Genomic DNA, 15,476 nt, shown 5'->3' with positions numbered 1-15,476 from the left:
CAACAGACCGCTCCGGCCATGGGCTTCGACGGCGCTAACTTCCTGCTGGTCTGGGCGGACGACCGCGTCATCTCCGGCATGACCGACATCTACGGTGCGCGGGTGACGCCCGCGGGCATAGTGCTCGACGCCAGCGGCTTCGCCGTCTCGCACGTGCAAGGCGAGGAAGAAGCTCCGGCCCTTGCCTATGGCGGCTCGACCTACTTCGTCGCCTGGGAAGACTACCGCCGCAGCGTCTACTCGGACATCTTCGGGGCGCGCGTGACCACGCAAGGCGCGGTGCTTGATTCTACGGGCATTGCCCTGTCGACCGCGGAATACGACCAGCTCGGTCCCGCCGTTGCCTTCGACGACACCAACTTCGTCGCGCTCTGGGAAGACTGCTGCACCAGCGGCAACCCGGATATCTACGGGACGAAGGTGTCGCCGGCCGGAGCCGTGTTCGGCTACGGGCGGGTTGTCCGGCAGGACGGAGTCCAGTCATGCCTGGCGCTGGGGCACATCCCCGGCAGCCACCTGTTCCTTGCCTACCAGAGCTGGACCGGAACCACTGGGAACAGAATCTACAACACCGACCGCATCTGGGGCGAGATGGACCCGACGCTGGGACAAGGCATCGAGGAAACGCCGAACGCCAAAGTGCGAATGACGAATGGCGGAGCGACCATCGTTCGCGGCGTGCTGTTCCTGCCGAAAATGGGGACTGTACCTTCAGGGACTGTCCCCACTTTCGGCCCCTCGCTGCTGGACATAAGCGGCCGCAAAGTCCTCGACCTGAAGCCCGGCGCGAATGACGTGCGGGCACTGGCTCCCGGTGTCTACTTCGTATGGGAAGAGTCACACGCCGCAAGCTCCGAGCCGCAAGCTGTTCTCAAGGTCGTGGTGACGCGTTAGCGGGTGCGGATGAGGGCTGTGCTGGCGGCGAGGTAGAGGAAGTAGAGGCCGGCGAGGACGGCGGCGACGCGGCCGGCGAAGCGGACTGAGGAGAACCGGCTTACAAGTCCGGCGAAGAAGAGCGGTAGCAGATAGACGCTCGTCGCGAGGAAGAAGACCAGGAAGAACAAGGCTCCACGCAGCGCACCGCCGATGTCAATGACCGTGGTTACCGCCAGCAGAAACGGCGGGCAGAGGTTGATGCCGGCGAGGAAGCCGACGAGCACGATGTACCAGCCAGACCGTACCGGCTGACCAAGCGTCCGGCAGAATCCGATGTGTGGGAATGACTGAACCACGGCATAGACAACCATCATCACTCCGAGAATCGCGTAGAGCAGTGGCAGCAGGATGTACTTGAGGCTCCACACGTTGGTGAGGACGCTGCCAAGTGCGCCGAACACAAGCCCGAAGAGCAGGTAGGCGACGAGGCGGCCGGCGAGGAAGAGCAGGACGCGGTCAGCCGAGCGCCTGACCCCACGGGTTTCGTCCGCGATCAACAACGGCCCAACCAGAGGCACGCAGAAGCCGACACAGAACAGACCGGTCGTGAACCCAAGCAGCAGCGCTTTACCGACGAGTGCCGGGATCATGCGAAAGCAACCACAGACTCGCCTGGCGCGGCCTTGGAGGCAGCAACCAAACCCGAAGTAATCGCAGATGCCGCAGATGGCTCGGAAAGGACATCCAAAGATCTCGCAGATTCAGCAGATTGCTCAGGTGAATCCCCAGTCGAAGACTGCCCGTCATCCGGAAGAAGCGAATCCGAGTCTTGCGTCGCCGGTGGTGGCATTCGTGGGCGGTCGCCAGGAACTTGGCGGCCTCTGGACAGAAGCGGCAGAAAGCAAGAACGTCGCGAAGACGACGATGCACGCTTGTAGTGCAGATGAGCGTAGCGTGGCGAAGCCACAACACGGAATCTGTGTGTAATGGTGTTCATCCGTGGTTTCACGGTCTTCCGAACCGCTTGCGATATAGCTCTCTGGCCTTGGGACTCAGGCGGCCTGGGTCCCACGGAAGCTTCGGGTCCAGTCGAACATTGACCCGGCGAACGCCGTGCACCGCGATGACTGCCTCTGATGTCAGGATGCCGAGCTGGTTCACAGCTGGGCATTCGGCCACTGTGAGAGCGACATCGACGTTGACGTCGCCGGTGGGGCTGATGCTCACGGCATGTACGAGCCCAAGGTCAACGATGCTGATGCCTATCTCCGGGTCGATGACGTTTCCCAGCGCGGTCATCACCGCCGCGGAGTCAGGCGGAGGAGAGCCGGCCGGCACGGCGGCGGAATCGGTGAAGGTGAACGAGGAGGGCAGGCCCAGGGTCCGAAGCTGCTGCCGACGAACCAGGGCGGGGAGAAGAATGATGAGGAGGCCAATGGCGACGAGGACGATTGTCGCGAGCAGTCGCAGCGAGAGCCGGCGGATGTTGGGCACAGAGCGATTGTAGCGGGCGGATTGCGGGGAGTCCAGAGCACGTGGATGCAAGATGTAAGAAGCGAGATGTGAGATGTCAGAGGATGACCGAAGGCATGAGGGCAGAGGGGAGAGGCGAATGGCGAAACGCATCCGAGGTTGTTTGTGCCCGGGCTTGAACCTGTGCTGTCCCGGCTATGCCGGGACCTGGTACACCGAGTCGATGACCGTGCCGTCGATCCATTTGACGACGGCAACGACCTTGCGGCCTGGGACACGATCCGAATCGTCGGACGATTCGGTCATGTCCCGCGCACGAGACGGCTTGCCGCAGGTGCGTTCGACCTCGGCTTTGATGTCCTGGATTGGTCGGACCGGTAGGCCTTTGCCTTTGACCGCGTCGAGCAGGTCCTGACGGAGCGGGTTGATGGCGATGCCGAGTTCGGTGACGACTACGTCAACGAGTTCGCCCGGCGCGCAGAGAGTCGTCACCTCGTCAACTATGACCGGCATCCGGTCGCGCATAGCGGGCACCGCGAGCATGGTGCAGCGGGCCTGCATGCAGTTCTGCCAGCCACCGATGCCATGGCGCAGCCGCCCGTCCGAATGCGTGACCACGTTGGCGTTGAAGTTCGGGTCCACTTCGGTCGCACCGAGCACTGCCACGTCGAGCAGGTTCATGTAGTTGCCTTTGGCGTGGTAGTTGTAGCTCACCAGCGGGCTGGTGTCGACGTGGCCGCGGTTGACGCCGATTGAGCGGACGGCATCGAGGTCAAAGGCCTGGCCGTCGATGAGCGCCGGCGCGAGTCCGTCTTCGAGCATCTTCACGAGATAGCGGGTCGAGCCGCCATGGAGCCAGCTCGCCTTGACCCCGGCCTGTTTCATCATGTCGGCGAGGTATGTGGCAAAGGCGAGCGATACACCGCCGGCCCCGGCCTGGAAGCTGAACCCGTCGCGCATGATGCCGGAGTCGCGGATGAATCTGGCAGTCAGTTCCGCAATGCAGAGCCGATCCGGGCTGCGGGTTATCTGGGTTGTGCCCGAGACAATTTTCTTCGGGTCGCCGATGTTGTCCTGCCGTACTACCATGTCTACGTGGGTGCCGGAGAGCTGGATCGGGACTGCCGGGAACGGCACAATGTCGTCGGTTACAACGATGGTGCGGTCGGCGTAGTCGAGGTCGGCGTCAGCGTAGCCGAGAACGCCGCAGGCCGAGTTGCCGTGGACCGCATTGGCATTGCCGAACTGGTCGGCAGCAGGCGCGGCCACGACTGCGATGTCGATATGGACTTCGCCGTCCTGGATTGCCTGGGCCCTCCCGCCGTGCGACCGGAGCACTCCGAGCCCGCGCATCCTGCCTTGCGTGCAGTAATCACCGAGCGGGCCGTTCAGGCTGCCCTCGATATGGTGGATGACCCCGGAGTCAAGGTGCTTCGTGATTGGGGCGTGGCAGGGGAATGCGGCAGACGGATACCAGATGAGGTCTTTGAGACCCATCTCGGCGCAGAGGTCGAACAGCCGGAGTGAGAGCGTGTCTCCATCGCGGAAGTGGTGGTGCGTCGAGAGCGTCATGCCGTCACGGATGCCGGCCTTTTCCAGAGCAGTCTTGAGGTCCGGCACAACTTTGTTGCCGTCCTCAGGGTAGTCCAGGCAAGTCGGGATGGGCGGGCAGGCCTTGCGGCCGGCAGGCCGGTGCTTGCCGACGCCCGGGAACGGGATTGCCGGCTTACCGTTCACTTCCGTTGGGACTAGCCGGCCGAGGGCATTTCTGACAAGCTCCATGCGCACTTCTAGGTACGTCGCGTGGCCAGTGGCGACCCCGCCTTTGTGTTCCTAAGTACTAACTGGTAAGGACAAAGGACTAAGCAAGTCGTAAGGACGGAAAGGCCGAAGTCCGACCCTCTTGCTTCCTTCTTCGCCATTGCTTTGTCCTTAGGACTTCGTCCTTTGTACTTTGTCAGCGAGTGCGATCGTGCGCAGGGCGCGTTCCACTACCGGTGGGTCGATCATCTTGGAACCGACATTGACGACGTTCCGACCTTGAGCCTGCGCCTCCCTGAATGCAAGCACAATCTGTTTCGCCTTCTCTATGTCGGCCTCTGCCGGCGTGAACTCGTCGTTCACTACCTCAATCTGACGCGGGTGGATGCAGCCTTTGCCTTCGAACCCGAGCTCCCTGGCAGCCCGGCAGCTTGCCCGCAGCGCAGCCATGTCTTCGACATCCGCGAACACTGTGTCTATTGCCTGCACGCCGGCGGCCTTGGCTGCGTTCACCACCTGGGAACGGGCCCAGAGGCTTTCCAGCCCGGCCGGCGTCTTCACGCCACCGAGGTCGAGGATGTAGTCCTCGAGCCCGTAGGTCAGAGCTACGACTCGCGGCGAAGCGCCGGCAATCTCACGGGCTCTGAACATGCCTTCGCAGGTCTCAATTATCGGCATCAGCCAGACAGCAGGGGCTAGGGGCGAGGGGCTAGGGGCTAGGGAGGAGGTGATGCGGGAGTCGACTTCCTTGACCTGTTCAGCACTCTCGCACTTGGGGATGAGCATGAGATTGACGCCGGCTTGAACCAGCGGCTCGACTTCTTCCAGCCCGCGCGGCAATTGATTAATGCGTACCATCCGCTCGCAGTCGCCGAAGTCGAGGGCGTAGAGCGCATTCCGTACCACCAGGAGCGCCGCGTCCTTGTCTGCGGGCGGAACCGAGTCCTCAAGGTCGAGGATGGCCGCGTCCGGCTTGTGGATCCTCGCGTTGAGCATGAACTTCGGTTCGTTGCCGGGCAGGTAGAGGCGAGACCTGCGCCAGCGGTCGCGGGCCGTTGGACGGGCAAAGCTGGGGCCGGGTTCGGGAATGCAACTCGGCACCGGGACACGATCCGAAACGCCAAGAGCGTTTCGGTCATGTCCCTCGACGCGGCGGACAGCCGCTTCCAGACGGGCCATGATGACGAAGGGAAGTGCCCCGGTGTCCTCAATAGTGACGTGGGCGTGCTCGACACCGAGCGCCTTGAGCGTGTCGAGCACCAACCTGCGGTTGGCCTCCCCGTACATGAAGTCGACCTTGCTCTTCATGTTCAGCTCGATGCCTCCGGACGTGCGCAGTTCGAGCTCGACCCAGAGGTCCGAACGGACCTCCGTGCCGCGGCGTCCCGCGGTGACGATGCTAGACATTGGGCTTTGGACTCTGGACTCGAGACCTGAGCTTGGCGCGAGTGTATTCGAGCAGGCCGCCGGCATTGCGTATCGCCAGTATCTCGGGAGGAAGTGTCGGGAACTTGAATGTCTGCGTGTCGACCGTTAGGGAGCTTTCGTTCAGGTTCAGCTTGACGCTTGGGACACGGTCCGGAACCTCAGCGGTTCCAGCCATGGCCCGCGCGTATGCCTCCACAGCTTCAGGGCACTCAATCAGCAGCAGTCCCTGGTTGATGGCTGCCCGGTAGAATATGCGAGCATAGCTCTTGGCTACGATTGCCTCGATGCCGACCGCCTTCAGACCGAGCACCGGCTGTTCTCGTGAGGAGCCGCAGCCGAAGTTCTTGCCGGCGAAGATGATGTCGCCCGGTTGCACCGTCCTGGCGAAATCGGGGTCGAGGTCCTCGAGCAGGTGCGGCTTTATCTCGTCCGGTTTGGCGCAGGTGTATGTGTACTTGCCCGGGAACAGCATGTCGGTGTTGATGTCGTCTCCGTAAAGCCAGACTCTCATGCGCGTCTCCTCAGACGAAATCAGAAGTCAGAAACCAGATACCAGAATTCAGAGAGTTCCGGGAATCTGCATTCTGACTTCTGACTTGGGTCGGTTCTCAACATACCTCCCGCGGGTCGGTTATCTTTCCCGTCAGCGCGGTGGCGGCAACGGTTGCCGGGGAGGCGAGGTAGATTTCGGCGTCCTTGCAGCCCATCCGTCCCTTGAAGTTGCGGTTCGACGTGGAGAGACATCTCTCTCCGGGCGCGAGGCAGCCCTGGTGTGCACCAAGGCACGGGCCGCAGCCCGGGGGCAGGAGCACCGCACCGGCTGACACGAGAGTCTCAATGTCGCCGGAGTCGAGTGCCTTTTCGAGTTCGGCCCGGGACGCGGGCAGGATGAGCAGCCGCGTGTTCGCAGATACCTTCTTTCCGCAGAGCATCCTGGCGGCGACCGCGAGGTCGCTTGCCCGGCCGTTGGTGCACGTGCCGATGAGGCACTGCTGTATTTCCATCCCGACCAGCTCGGTGACCGGCTTGTACTTGTCTACTTTGTGAGGCACGGCGATCGCCGGCACGATTTCAGCCAGGTTCCAGGCAAACTCCTGCCGGTACTTCGCTCCATCATCAGCCCACTCGGGGTTCCAGCTTGTTCGCATGACGCCGATCTGCTGCAGATAGCCCTTCGTAACTTCGTCTGCCGGGAAGACCGCGTTCTTCGCGCCCATCTCCACGCCCATGTTGGCGATGGCAAACCGGTCGTCGATACTCAGGCAGGCGATGTCACCCCAGAACTCGACCGAGCAGTAGTCGGCGCCGTCAGCGCCGACCTTACCGATAATGGTCAAAATGAGGTCCTTGGCCGAAACCATCTCGGGCAGGCGGCCTTTGAGCGTCATACGTATTGTCTCCGGTACCTTGAACCAGGTTTCTCCGGTCAGGAGCAGTGCGGCAGCTTCGGTACGGTCGATGCCGGTCGCAAACGCGTTCACCGCGCCATACGAGCAGGTGTGCGAGTCGGATCCGACCGCCAGCATGCCGGGGAGGATCAACCCCTTTTCGACCATGACCTGATGGCAGACGCCGGTGCCGATGTCGAAGAAGTGCCTGATGTCGTACTTCTTCACGAACTCGCGTATCTTCTTGTGGCTGGTCGCGGTCTTCTCGTCCGAAGCCGGAATAACGTGGTCGAGGACAATGACCGGCTGTTCCGGGTCGGCGATACCGTACTCGGCCGCATCCTTGGCTATCTTGTCGGTTATGGCGGCGGCGTTGTCGTGCATCAGCAGCCGGTCAGGCTTGCAGGTGACGAGGTCGCCGGCGAGGGCAGACGCCTTACCCGCCTTCCGGCTCAGAATCTTCTCGGCAAACGTCATTGGAGCAGTCATTGGTTGTTAACCCAGCAGCCCGCCCTTTCTGTAGATTTCGATCTGGACCGGTGGGAACGGACGGCCCTGGACCTTCACGCCCGTTGCCAGCAGTTCGATCTCGCCGGTTGTCAGGTTGACACGGATTCTGTCACCATCCTTTATGCCGGAGTCCAGCAGGTCCGCGACCATGACCGGGAATCCGACGTTGACCGCGTTGCGGAAGTAGATGGCTCCGAATGAACGCGCGATGACGAGGCCGATCTTCAGGCTTTTGAAGCAGTCAACCGCCTGTTGGCGCGAAGAACCGGCCCCGAAGTTCTTGCCGGTAATCACGATGTCGCCGGGCTGGACGTTCTTGCTGAAGTGCTCCCAGCCGGCAAGGTTGCCGAACGCGTACTGCCCCATCTCGCGTATGTCAGTGACAGTGAGGTGGCGGTTGTGGAATATCATGTCGGTGTCGATGTTGTCTTTCGGGATGACCCAGACCCGTCCCTCGACCACAAACGATACTGACTGGGGAGCGCGGTGATCGTGGGAGGCCTTGGCCATCGGCTTCGGCTTGAAGAGCGCGGGGCGGACGGGGATGGCGCCCGGATTGACTATAGCTCCGGCAATGGCCGACGCGGCCGTGGTCTCGGGCGAAGCGATATATACGTCGCCCTTGCCTTGCTTGCCTGCGAAATTCCGGTTACCGGTCGATACCGTCACCTCGCCCGGGCCGTTCTGTCCGATCTGTCCGGCAGCGCAGCCGGCGCAGCCCGCGTTTCCCACCAAGGCCCCCGCCTGTTTGAGGGTTTCGATGATACCGGTGCGCAGGGCTTCACGCCAGATCTCATCAGTCGTGGGCACGACCTTCAGCACGACTCCGGGAGCAACCTTGCGGCCCTTGAGTATCTCGGCCGCGGCTTTCAAGTCACTCATGCGTCCGTTGGTGCAGGAACCGATGAAGGCCGAGTCAATCTTGCGGCCTGCCACCGAGGCAACAGCGACTACGTCTTCCGGGTGGCCGGGTTTCGCTATCAGCGGTTCAAGGTCGGTTATGTCGATTCGCTCGCTGCGTTCGTAGACGGCGTCCGTGTCAGCCTGGTAGATGGGGGGCGGGGATTGGGGGTCGGGGATTTGGGACTGCTCCCCGGTCCCTGAACCCTGAGCCCTGACCTTCGCCTGGCGGCAGTAGTCCAGGATGGCCTGATTCGGCGGAAAGAAGATGATTATCGCTCCCATCTCGGTGCCAAGCGACGAGATGGTCAGTCTGCCGTCCAGGCTCAGCTTGTCCGCGTACTCACCGTAGACTTCGGCGGCAAGCCCGAGCAGACCGTTCGCGCCGAAGTGGCGGAGCAGGGCAAGCCCGACGTCCTTTGGGGTTGTCCCGGGTCTCGGCATGCCGACCAGTTCGACTTTCACCGTTGCCGGCACTTCGAACCAGACCTTGCCGTAGGCCCAGGCGTGGGCAATGTCCTGGTCGCCCATGCCCTGGCCGAACGTCCCGATTGCGCCGAGGATGTTGGCGTGCGAGTCGGTCGAGACGATGGTGTCACCGGGACCGATTAACCCATTGTCAACCGCGATGTGAGTTCCGATACCCGCGTCGACGTCAAAGACCTTGATGCCGTGGTTGCGGGCGAAGACACGACACGCCTGCTGATTCGCCGCGTACTTCTGGTCGGAGGCGGTCGGGTTGCAGTCGAAAGTGAAGAACGTCTTCGCGGGGTCGGCCACGCCGAGACCGTTCTCTTCGAGGTTCTTCACGACGTTCGCGCCCCCGAAGTCGCGTGCCACCCGTACATCGATTCCGAGTTCGATGATGTCACCCGGCTTGAGCTGAGGGAGCAGTGAGGAGGTAGGAGAGAGGAGGGAGGAATTAGGACGTTCCTCGTTTCTTCGTCCCTGGTCCCTGGTTCCGGAGTGGGCGGCGATGATCTTCTCGACGATGGTCATGTGTCACTCCGTTCACTCGGAGGCGCAAGATGTACACTGCAAACTGCAAGATCGAGGAAGGTCTTCCGTCTTGCTCTTTGCACCTTGCACCTTAACTCTTGCATTGCTGTTATGCGATTAGCTGCCCCTTCTCCAGCATCACCAGCGGGTCGAAAGTCGCGAAGTCGGCCTGGTGAATGAGCACGGTCTCAATGACCTTCGGCGCGCCATCGCCTTCCTTGGCGTGGCAGGCAATCGTGTTGACGATATCGTCGGGTAGCCCACACCGGGCCGCAATGATCGCTCCGGAGATGGGATGGCGCGCGTACATGCCTTTGCGGCTCTTGCGGAATCCACCCTTTCCATCCCTTTCGGTTTCAATCAGCTTACCGACGTCGTGCAGCAATCCGCCGGCAATCAGTCGGTCCACGTTGACTTCGTAGGGCATGCGCGCGTAGGCGTTCTTCTGGGCTCCTGCAAGTGCCAGAGCTCCGTCGGTCACGGCAATCGTGTGTTCCACCAGCGATATGCCGTGAGTGTTGGTCAGCAGCGTGAAGGGCATTGCTTTCAGCTCTTCCACTGAATGCCAGCCGCCCATTCTTGCGGCTTCGAGCCAGGTCGCAACGGTCTTGTCGCGTGTGGTTGCGTCCTTGATAGAGGAGAGCTGCTTGTGGAACAGCTCCTCAATGTCCTGTGCGGTTATCATCCAGTTCTCACAGCTCCGCGATAACGGCGTCCGTCATTTGCTGCGTGGTGGCGGCACCGGACTTGAACACGTCCGGGCCACCGGGAAGCCTGAACATGTCATAGGTGCGTACCTTGCCCTTCGTCACTACCTTGGCAACCGCGGCGCTGATGCGCTCCGACATCGCGTGTTCACCGATGTGGTCGAGCATCATGCCGGCGGCCAGAATCATTGCCACCGGGTTGACGATGGACGGCGAGAGCTTCTCGTACTTCGGCGCCGAGCCATGGGTGGGCTCGAAGACCGCGACGTCGCGGCCGATGTTGGCCGAACAGGCAAAGCCCAGTCCGCCGACCAGCCCCGCGAATCCGTCGGAGACGATGTCGCCGAACATGTTGCCCGACACGATGACCCCGTAGTCCTCGGGGTTCTTGGTCAGCCACATCATCTGGGCGTCGATATTCGTGGACCAGAGCGCTATCCCGGGATACTCCCTGGCTATCTTCTTCGCTTCGGCTTCCATCATCCCGGAAGTCTCGCGGATTACGTTAGGCTTTTCGCAGATGGTCACCGACTTGTAGCCGTATTTCTTCGCGTGTTCGAACCCGGCGCGAACGATACGCTGGCAGGCCTGGCGCGTGAAGATACGCAGCGATATCGCCATGTCTTCAGAGGGGACATTGACGAACGCTTTCATCTTCTTGTGTGTCTCGAGGGCCTTGCGGACATCGGCCGGCGGGTTGGTCCATTCCACCCCGCAGTACAAGCCCTCGGTGTTCTGGCGGAAAATCACGGTGTCGACCTTCGGTTCCTCGAAGCCGTCGGCCTTGCGGCGGATGAAGTTGAGCGGGTTGCCCGGGAATGACTTGCAGGGTCGGATGCAGATATCCAGGTCGAAGAGCTGGCGCATCGTGACGATCGGGCTGAAATACTGGAACCCCTTGCCCTGGAGGGCCGGGTCGATCTCGGCCTGAGCCTTGTCCTTCGGCTTGGAGGTTATCGCGCCGAAAAGGCCAATCTTATGCTGCTCGAGCAGCTTGATGGTCCGCTCCGGAAGGGCATTTCCTTCCTTGCGCCAGAAGTCCCAGCCGATGTCACCCGGGACATACTCTGCCTTGAGACCTACCGCATCGAGAACCCGGATGGCTTCAGGCAACACGGTCTTGCCGATACCGTCGCCGGGCAACGTTACAATTGTTCTGCCAGCCAAATAGTCCTCCAGATCTCGTAAGCCTTCAGTCAAATCGAACCGATCGCCGAGCATTATAGCGCCGCGACGGAGATATTCAAGAAACTGAGAGTGCGGGGCGCTGCGCGGACGCGCCGTGGCGCGTCCGGCCCGTTGACTTGACAAGCGGAAAGAAGGTTCTATAATCCCCGCGTTCCTCGACATTCGAAGAAACCAAAAAGGAGCAGTGCAGATGAAGAATGTCCTGAGCTTTACCATCAGCCTGATGGTAGTAGCCATGATGGTCGGATGCGGCGGCGGCCAGAAGCCGGCGCCCCAGGTCCAGAAGCCGGCTGAGCCGGTGTTCAGCGCGCAGGTCATGACGGTCGATTCGTCGATGGTGGCCAGCATCGCCAAGATGGGGCCGTATGCGGATGCCGGCAAGGCAGTAGCCGACCTCGCGGCCGCGGTCCAGACACAGAAGCTGACCAGTGTAGACGGCCCGTTTGGCGTCTACTACGACAACCCGGCCACCGTCAAACCGGAGAGCTGCAGGTACGAGGTCTGCGTGAAAGTCGCGCCCGGGACCAAGGCCGTGAAGCTCGACAAGAAGACCGGCTTCAGCGTCAAAGAGATGCCGGCAGCCATGGTTGCGGTGACCCAGTACATGGGGCCATACGACCAGGTCGCACCGGTCTATCAGAACCTCTACAAGTGGATTGCGGACAACAAGTACCAGCCCGCCGGCCCGATGGTGGAGTGGTACCTCTCAGACCCGGCCAAGACCAAGCCCGAGTCGCTGATGGCGAGAATCGGCGCTGTCGTGACGCCGATGCCTGCGCCCACCGACACGACCAAGAAGGTCGGGCAGCAGTCGACGCAGCCGCCGGCGCAACAGCAGCCGCCGGCTAAGCCGACGCAGCCGACGCCGAAGCCGACGCCGACCAACAAGACGCAACCGAAGACTACCACCGGCGGCAAGTAGCTCCGGACAGTCTGCCAGCGTTATTCCTGACCCCGCCTCGCGCGGGGTCAGTCTTCTTTTGGGGGCTGGGCCCCGTGGCGGCGTTGCTTGACAGTCGTCCCTGCGGGCCCAGAATAACGGCGGCCTCCTGGGCCGGAACGACACAACACGAAGCCCCGGTTCAGAGGCGAGGATGCAGACTCGCGTGAGGCGTTGCCGGAGAAGGTTGTGCAAATCGAGGAGGATTGAACGATGAGGACGTTAGTAATGATACTCATGCTGGCCGTGTCGCTGGCCTCGGCCGGGCTGCCGACCTCGGCGCAGCAGAACATGCTGCAGGTGAAGGCCGGGAAGCCGGTCGGCACGATCAAGGTGGCAATCGAGATCGCCGAAAGCTCCAACGGGCGAGTTGCGCCCAACGCCTGCTACCGGATAGATTCGCTCTGCAAAGCCGAGGGCTGGGAGGATTCAATCGTCGTCGGCACCGACATCGACTCGGCCTCAAAGCTCGCCAACTACAGCGTCGTCGTCACCGGCGACGATGGGTACACCGACAACGACTTCAGAACCTATCAGGACGCGCTCAAGGACTGGGTACGGAACGGCGGTGGATTCGTCGGTCTGGGATGGATTGTCTTTGGCGCGTACCGCGACAGTGCCTGGCAGATGGACTCGATAATGGCGGTCACCGCCGCCGGCGACTACGGCTTCACGACCACCGGCCAGGTTCGTGTTGACGACAGCACGAACCCGGTGACTCAGAATGTGCGTGACTTCGACATCCAAGCATACGGGGAGTACGCTAACGCCGGGCTTCAGCCCGGAGCGACTGCGCTGGGTGACTACACGGCGGACAGCGGTAAGGCCTCAATCGCGGTGCGTGAGGTCGGAGCCGGGCGTTCGGTGTATCTGGGACCCATATACTTCGGGACCTTCCAGGGCTACAGCAACGAACCCTACTACGATGATACCAATGCCATGCGGCTGTTGAAGCAGGCCATCGAATGGGCGGCGTCAAGAGAGTCGACCGCAATCAGCGGGCCGCGGACTGCTCCGCTGCAGCGTGCCGGGCTGGGCGCGGCTGCACCGAATCCGTTCCGGTTCCAGACGACCATCGACTACAGCCTTGTGTCTGCAGGCTGGGCGAGTTTTGCAGTGTATGACCTCGCGGGAAACCTGGTGAGGACACTTGTAGCCGACGCACTGCCGGCCGGCCCTGGAAAGGTGACTTGGAATGGCACCGACGACAAGGGCAGAACCGTCGCGCCGGGGGTCTACATCTGCCATCTGCAAGCCAGGGGCACCAGTCTTTCCCGCAAGCTCGTAGTCAGGTAAGCCCGGGCTTCCAACTTCACTCGGGGCGGCTCTGCCGCCCCGACTTGGTCATGTCTGAAACGCGGCGGGACGGGCGGTCGACGGCTGACAGCCGGCGGCGTCCGGTGACTGCGACCCGGCAACGGGAAACTCGCGCAGAGGCGCGGACAATCTGCAATCTACAATCTTGAATCTAAGATGAGTTGGCTGGTCACTCGTGGACTACGTCCGCGCGGGCTTGTGGCTTGAGGCGTGAGGCCGTGGCGGTGCCACCGCGTGGCCCGATGCATTTGCCGCGCGGCTGAAGCTGTTGCGTATCGCGTCCCCGAAAACCCGCCACTGCGGGCCGCGGGTTGTTGGTCGAGAACCAGACCCCGGGATTGCTCACACGCCCGTCCTCCCACACTATGTATGCGTAGCCGGCCGAGTCGGCGCCGATGTCGGGATACCATTTGTCTCCTGTCATGTCGTCATTGACCCGTTCGATAGTATCCCATGTTGCGCCGTGGTCTGAGGAACACGCGTAGTATATGTCGTAGCGTCCATCGTTACGGTTCGTCATTTGCGCTGTGTGAACCCGTCCGCTCGCCGACATCGCCAGGGCGATGTCGTACGAGTTGCGTGACACGTCAGTTACACTCGTACACGGCCCCCAGGTGTCCGGGGTCGTGTAGAGCGTTCGCGCCCTCGTGACGCCATTCCCAGAGCCGCCGACATAGGCGGCCACGACGTGCTCGCGGTCAGCGGCCACGCGGGCCTCGCGCGGACTCCAGTCGTCCGACACCTGAACTCCCGGCTCAAACGTCTGTCCCATGTCCCGCGAACGATACACAATGGCGCCCCCATATTCGTCGTCTGTGGCCATGAAGCAATCACTGGTGCCGGGCTGAACGCAGACACCGCGCACCAACCCGCTGGCCGTGTTCACGTTCGGGCTCCAGGTTACTCCCCGGTCGGTGGATATTGACGTCCAGAGATTAGAGCTCCCCCCGCGCTCGTCGTTCCATGCGCAAAAGAGATGGCCGGTCGTGCTGGTGGCAACGTACACCGAGTATATGTAACGCGCTGAGTCGCAGTCGTCGATCCTGGCGGGCGAAGACCAGGTTGCGCCGCCATCGAACGAGTGAACGCAATAGACGCGATTCGCTTCCGCTAAGACGATGTAGATGCCGCCGTCGGCGTCAGCCGCTACGTGCGGGCCGGATCCCTGACCGACAATTTGGTTGTCAGCCAGCCAGCTCGCGCCCGCGTCGGTTGATTTCTGAAATGCTATGCTCTGACCGTCCTGCATGGCGACGTAGATTGGTTGGTACTCGCCCGAAGGCGGACCGACGGCGATGGATGGATGGCCGCACGAATGACCATGATCGACGCTCACGTTCGGCGCGAACCCGACGGCGGCAATGGAGACGTGAAGAGAGCCAGACCAGCCGGACTCGGCATCCCTGACGTCTCGGGCACGGGCACGGACTCCGTATGTTCCTTGATTGAACCAGGCATGCTGCACCCCGGCACCGGCAGACTCGGAGAACGGAGTCCAAGCTGACGTGTCGCCGTCTCCCCAGTCAAACTGAAACGAAACGCTGTCCTGATAGTCCGGGTCAGAGGTGGAGGCCCAGAACTTGACCGTTTCGCCCGGCCAGAGCGACCTCGGACCGGAAGGCGGTGCGGGCATGTCCGGTGGGTGGTTCGATGGGAGGCTGTGGCGACATGAGAGCAAAGGAAGTGACGCCGCGGACAGCAGGCAAAGCAGGATGCCGGACCTCATCGCGGACATGGTAGCGACGCGGGCCCTGATGTCAACTCGGCGGGGTCGGATGGGTGACGGCTGCGGACTCTGGTTCATTTTAGTGAACCGCGGGACTTGGCCTCAGATGTGGGGGAGAGGATTGGGGAGACTGAGAGGGAAGGGATGAAGAACTGGCCGGAAGCGGTAAGCTGCTAGCTGTTAGCTGTCAGCTTGTGCTTGCGGCTTGCCCTGTGGTGCCGGACTTTATGCCTCGGAACCGGGGACTGTCCCTTCGCAGGGCC

13 protein-coding genes are annotated in these 15,476 nt (G+C 62.0%); 3 read left to right on the top strand and 10 right to left on the bottom strand.

Features of this window, described 5'->3' with window-relative positions:
• On the top strand, positions 1–894 hold an 894-nt coding region (locus VMH22_01390), incomplete at its 5' end, for a hypothetical protein (GenBank protein HTW90349.1).
• Here VMH22_01390 and VMH22_01385 read toward each other — a convergent pair.
• From VMH22_01385 to VMH22_01345, 9 genes are all read right to left on the bottom strand, one after another.
• Positions 891–1,526, bottom strand: a complete 636-nt coding sequence (locus VMH22_01385) for a sulfite exporter TauE/SafE family protein (GenBank protein ID HTW90348.1) — start codon at positions 1,524–1,526, stop codon at positions 891–893. The genes VMH22_01390 and VMH22_01385 overlap by 4 nt on opposite strands.
• A gap of 355 nt (positions 1,527–1,881) precedes the next feature.
• Positions 1,882–2,370: a metal-sulfur cluster assembly factor gene (locus tag VMH22_01380; protein HTW90347.1), complete on the bottom strand. Its 489-nt coding sequence runs from the start codon at positions 2,368–2,370 to the stop codon at positions 1,882–1,884.
• A 174-nt stretch (positions 2,371–2,544) separates the two neighbouring features.
• A complete protein-coding gene (locus tag VMH22_01375; GenBank protein HTW90346.1) occupies positions 2,545–4,131 on the bottom strand; it encodes a citrate lyase subunit alpha in 1,587 nt (528 codons plus the stop codon).
• 150 nt (positions 4,132–4,281) lie between these two features.
• Entirely contained in the window at positions 4,282–5,517 is a 1,236-nt protein-coding gene (locus tag VMH22_01370; protein ID HTW90345.1) for an aldolase/citrate lyase family protein, read from the bottom strand.
• Positions 5,510–6,049, bottom strand: a complete 540-nt coding sequence (locus VMH22_01365) for a 3-isopropylmalate dehydratase (protein HTW90344.1) — start codon at positions 6,047–6,049, stop codon at positions 5,510–5,512. Before VMH22_01365 ends, VMH22_01370 begins: the two co-directional genes overlap by 8 nt.
• 97 nt (positions 6,050–6,146) lie before the next feature.
• Positions 6,147–7,403 (bottom strand): 3-isopropylmalate dehydratase large subunit, encoded by a 1,257-nt coding sequence (locus tag VMH22_01360; protein HTW90343.1) that lies wholly within the window; start codon positions 7,401–7,403, stop codon positions 6,147–6,149.
• A gap of 18 nt (positions 7,404–7,421) precedes the next feature.
• Positions 7,422–9,335: an aconitase family protein gene (locus tag VMH22_01355; protein ID HTW90342.1), complete on the bottom strand. Its 1,914-nt coding sequence runs from the start codon at positions 9,333–9,335 to the stop codon at positions 7,422–7,424.
• A gap of 109 nt (positions 9,336–9,444) precedes the next feature.
• Complete coding sequence (locus VMH22_01350; protein ID HTW90341.1) at positions 9,445–10,020, bottom strand: HD domain-containing protein; 576 nt, start codon at positions 10,018–10,020, stop codon at positions 9,445–9,447.
• A 7-nt stretch (positions 10,021–10,027) separates the two neighbouring features.
• Complete coding sequence (locus VMH22_01345; protein HTW90340.1) at positions 10,028–11,209, bottom strand: isocitrate/isopropylmalate family dehydrogenase; 1,182 nt, start codon at positions 11,207–11,209, stop codon at positions 10,028–10,030.
• Positions 11,210–11,420: 211 nt separating this feature from the next.
• Here VMH22_01345 and VMH22_01340 point away from each other — a divergent pair, with 211 nt between their 5' ends.
• Together VMH22_01340 and VMH22_01335 are read left to right on the top strand one after the other, a co-directional pair.
• Positions 11,421–12,152, top strand: coding sequence for a GyrI-like domain-containing protein (locus VMH22_01340; protein HTW90339.1), 732 nt, complete (start codon positions 11,421–11,423; stop codon positions 12,150–12,152).
• A 231-nt stretch (positions 12,153–12,383) separates the two neighbouring features.
• Positions 12,384–13,466, top strand: a complete 1,083-nt coding sequence (locus VMH22_01335; GenBank protein HTW90338.1) for a ThuA domain-containing protein — start codon at positions 12,384–12,386, stop codon at positions 13,464–13,466.
• 190 nt (positions 13,467–13,656) lie between these two features.
• Here VMH22_01335 and VMH22_01330 read toward each other — a convergent pair whose 3' ends face one another.
• Positions 13,657–15,213: an exo-alpha-sialidase gene (locus tag VMH22_01330; GenBank protein ID HTW90337.1), complete on the bottom strand. Its 1,557-nt coding sequence runs from the start codon at positions 15,211–15,213 to the stop codon at positions 13,657–13,659.
• Positions 15,214–15,476 lie beyond the last annotated feature (263 nt).

It is taken from the genome of bacterium (assembly GCA_035505375.1).
GTDB lineage: Bacteria > Hydrothermota > Tepidihabitantia > Tepidihabitantales > Tepidihabitantaceae > UBA2258.
This window is presented reverse-complemented; position numbering and strand designations above follow the sequence as displayed.

Coding starts and splice junctions, on each gene's coding strand:
- VMH22_01340 (HTW90339.1), top strand. CDS start 11,421: ATGAAGAATGTCCTGAGCTTTACCATCAGCCTGATGGTAGTAGCCATG.
- VMH22_01350 (HTW90341.1), bottom strand. CDS start 10,020: ATGATAACCGCACAGGACATTGAGGAGCTGTTCCACAAGCAGCTCTCC.
- VMH22_01375 (HTW90346.1), bottom strand. CDS start 4,131: ATGGAGCTTGTCAGAAATGCCCTCGGCCGGCTAGTCCCAACGGAAGTG.
- VMH22_01330 (HTW90337.1), bottom strand. CDS start 15,213: ATGAGGTCCGGCATCCTGCTTTGCCTGCTGTCCGCGGCGTCACTTCCT.
- VMH22_01360 (HTW90343.1), bottom strand. CDS start 7,403: ATGACGTTTGCCGAGAAGATTCTGAGCCGGAAGGCGGGTAAGGCGTCT.
- VMH22_01335 (HTW90338.1), top strand. CDS start 12,384: ATGAGGACGTTAGTAATGATACTCATGCTGGCCGTGTCGCTGGCCTCG.
- VMH22_01370 (HTW90345.1), bottom strand. CDS start 5,517: ATGTCTAGCATCGTCACCGCGGGACGCCGCGGCACGGAGGTCCGTTCG.
- VMH22_01355 (HTW90342.1), bottom strand. CDS start 9,335: ATGACCATCGTCGAGAAGATCATCGCCGCCCACTCCGGAACCAGGGAC.
- VMH22_01385 (HTW90348.1), bottom strand. CDS start 1,526: ATGATCCCGGCACTCGTCGGTAAAGCGCTGCTGCTTGGGTTCACGACC.
- VMH22_01365 (HTW90344.1), bottom strand. CDS start 6,049: ATGAGAGTCTGGCTTTACGGAGACGACATCAACACCGACATGCTGTTC.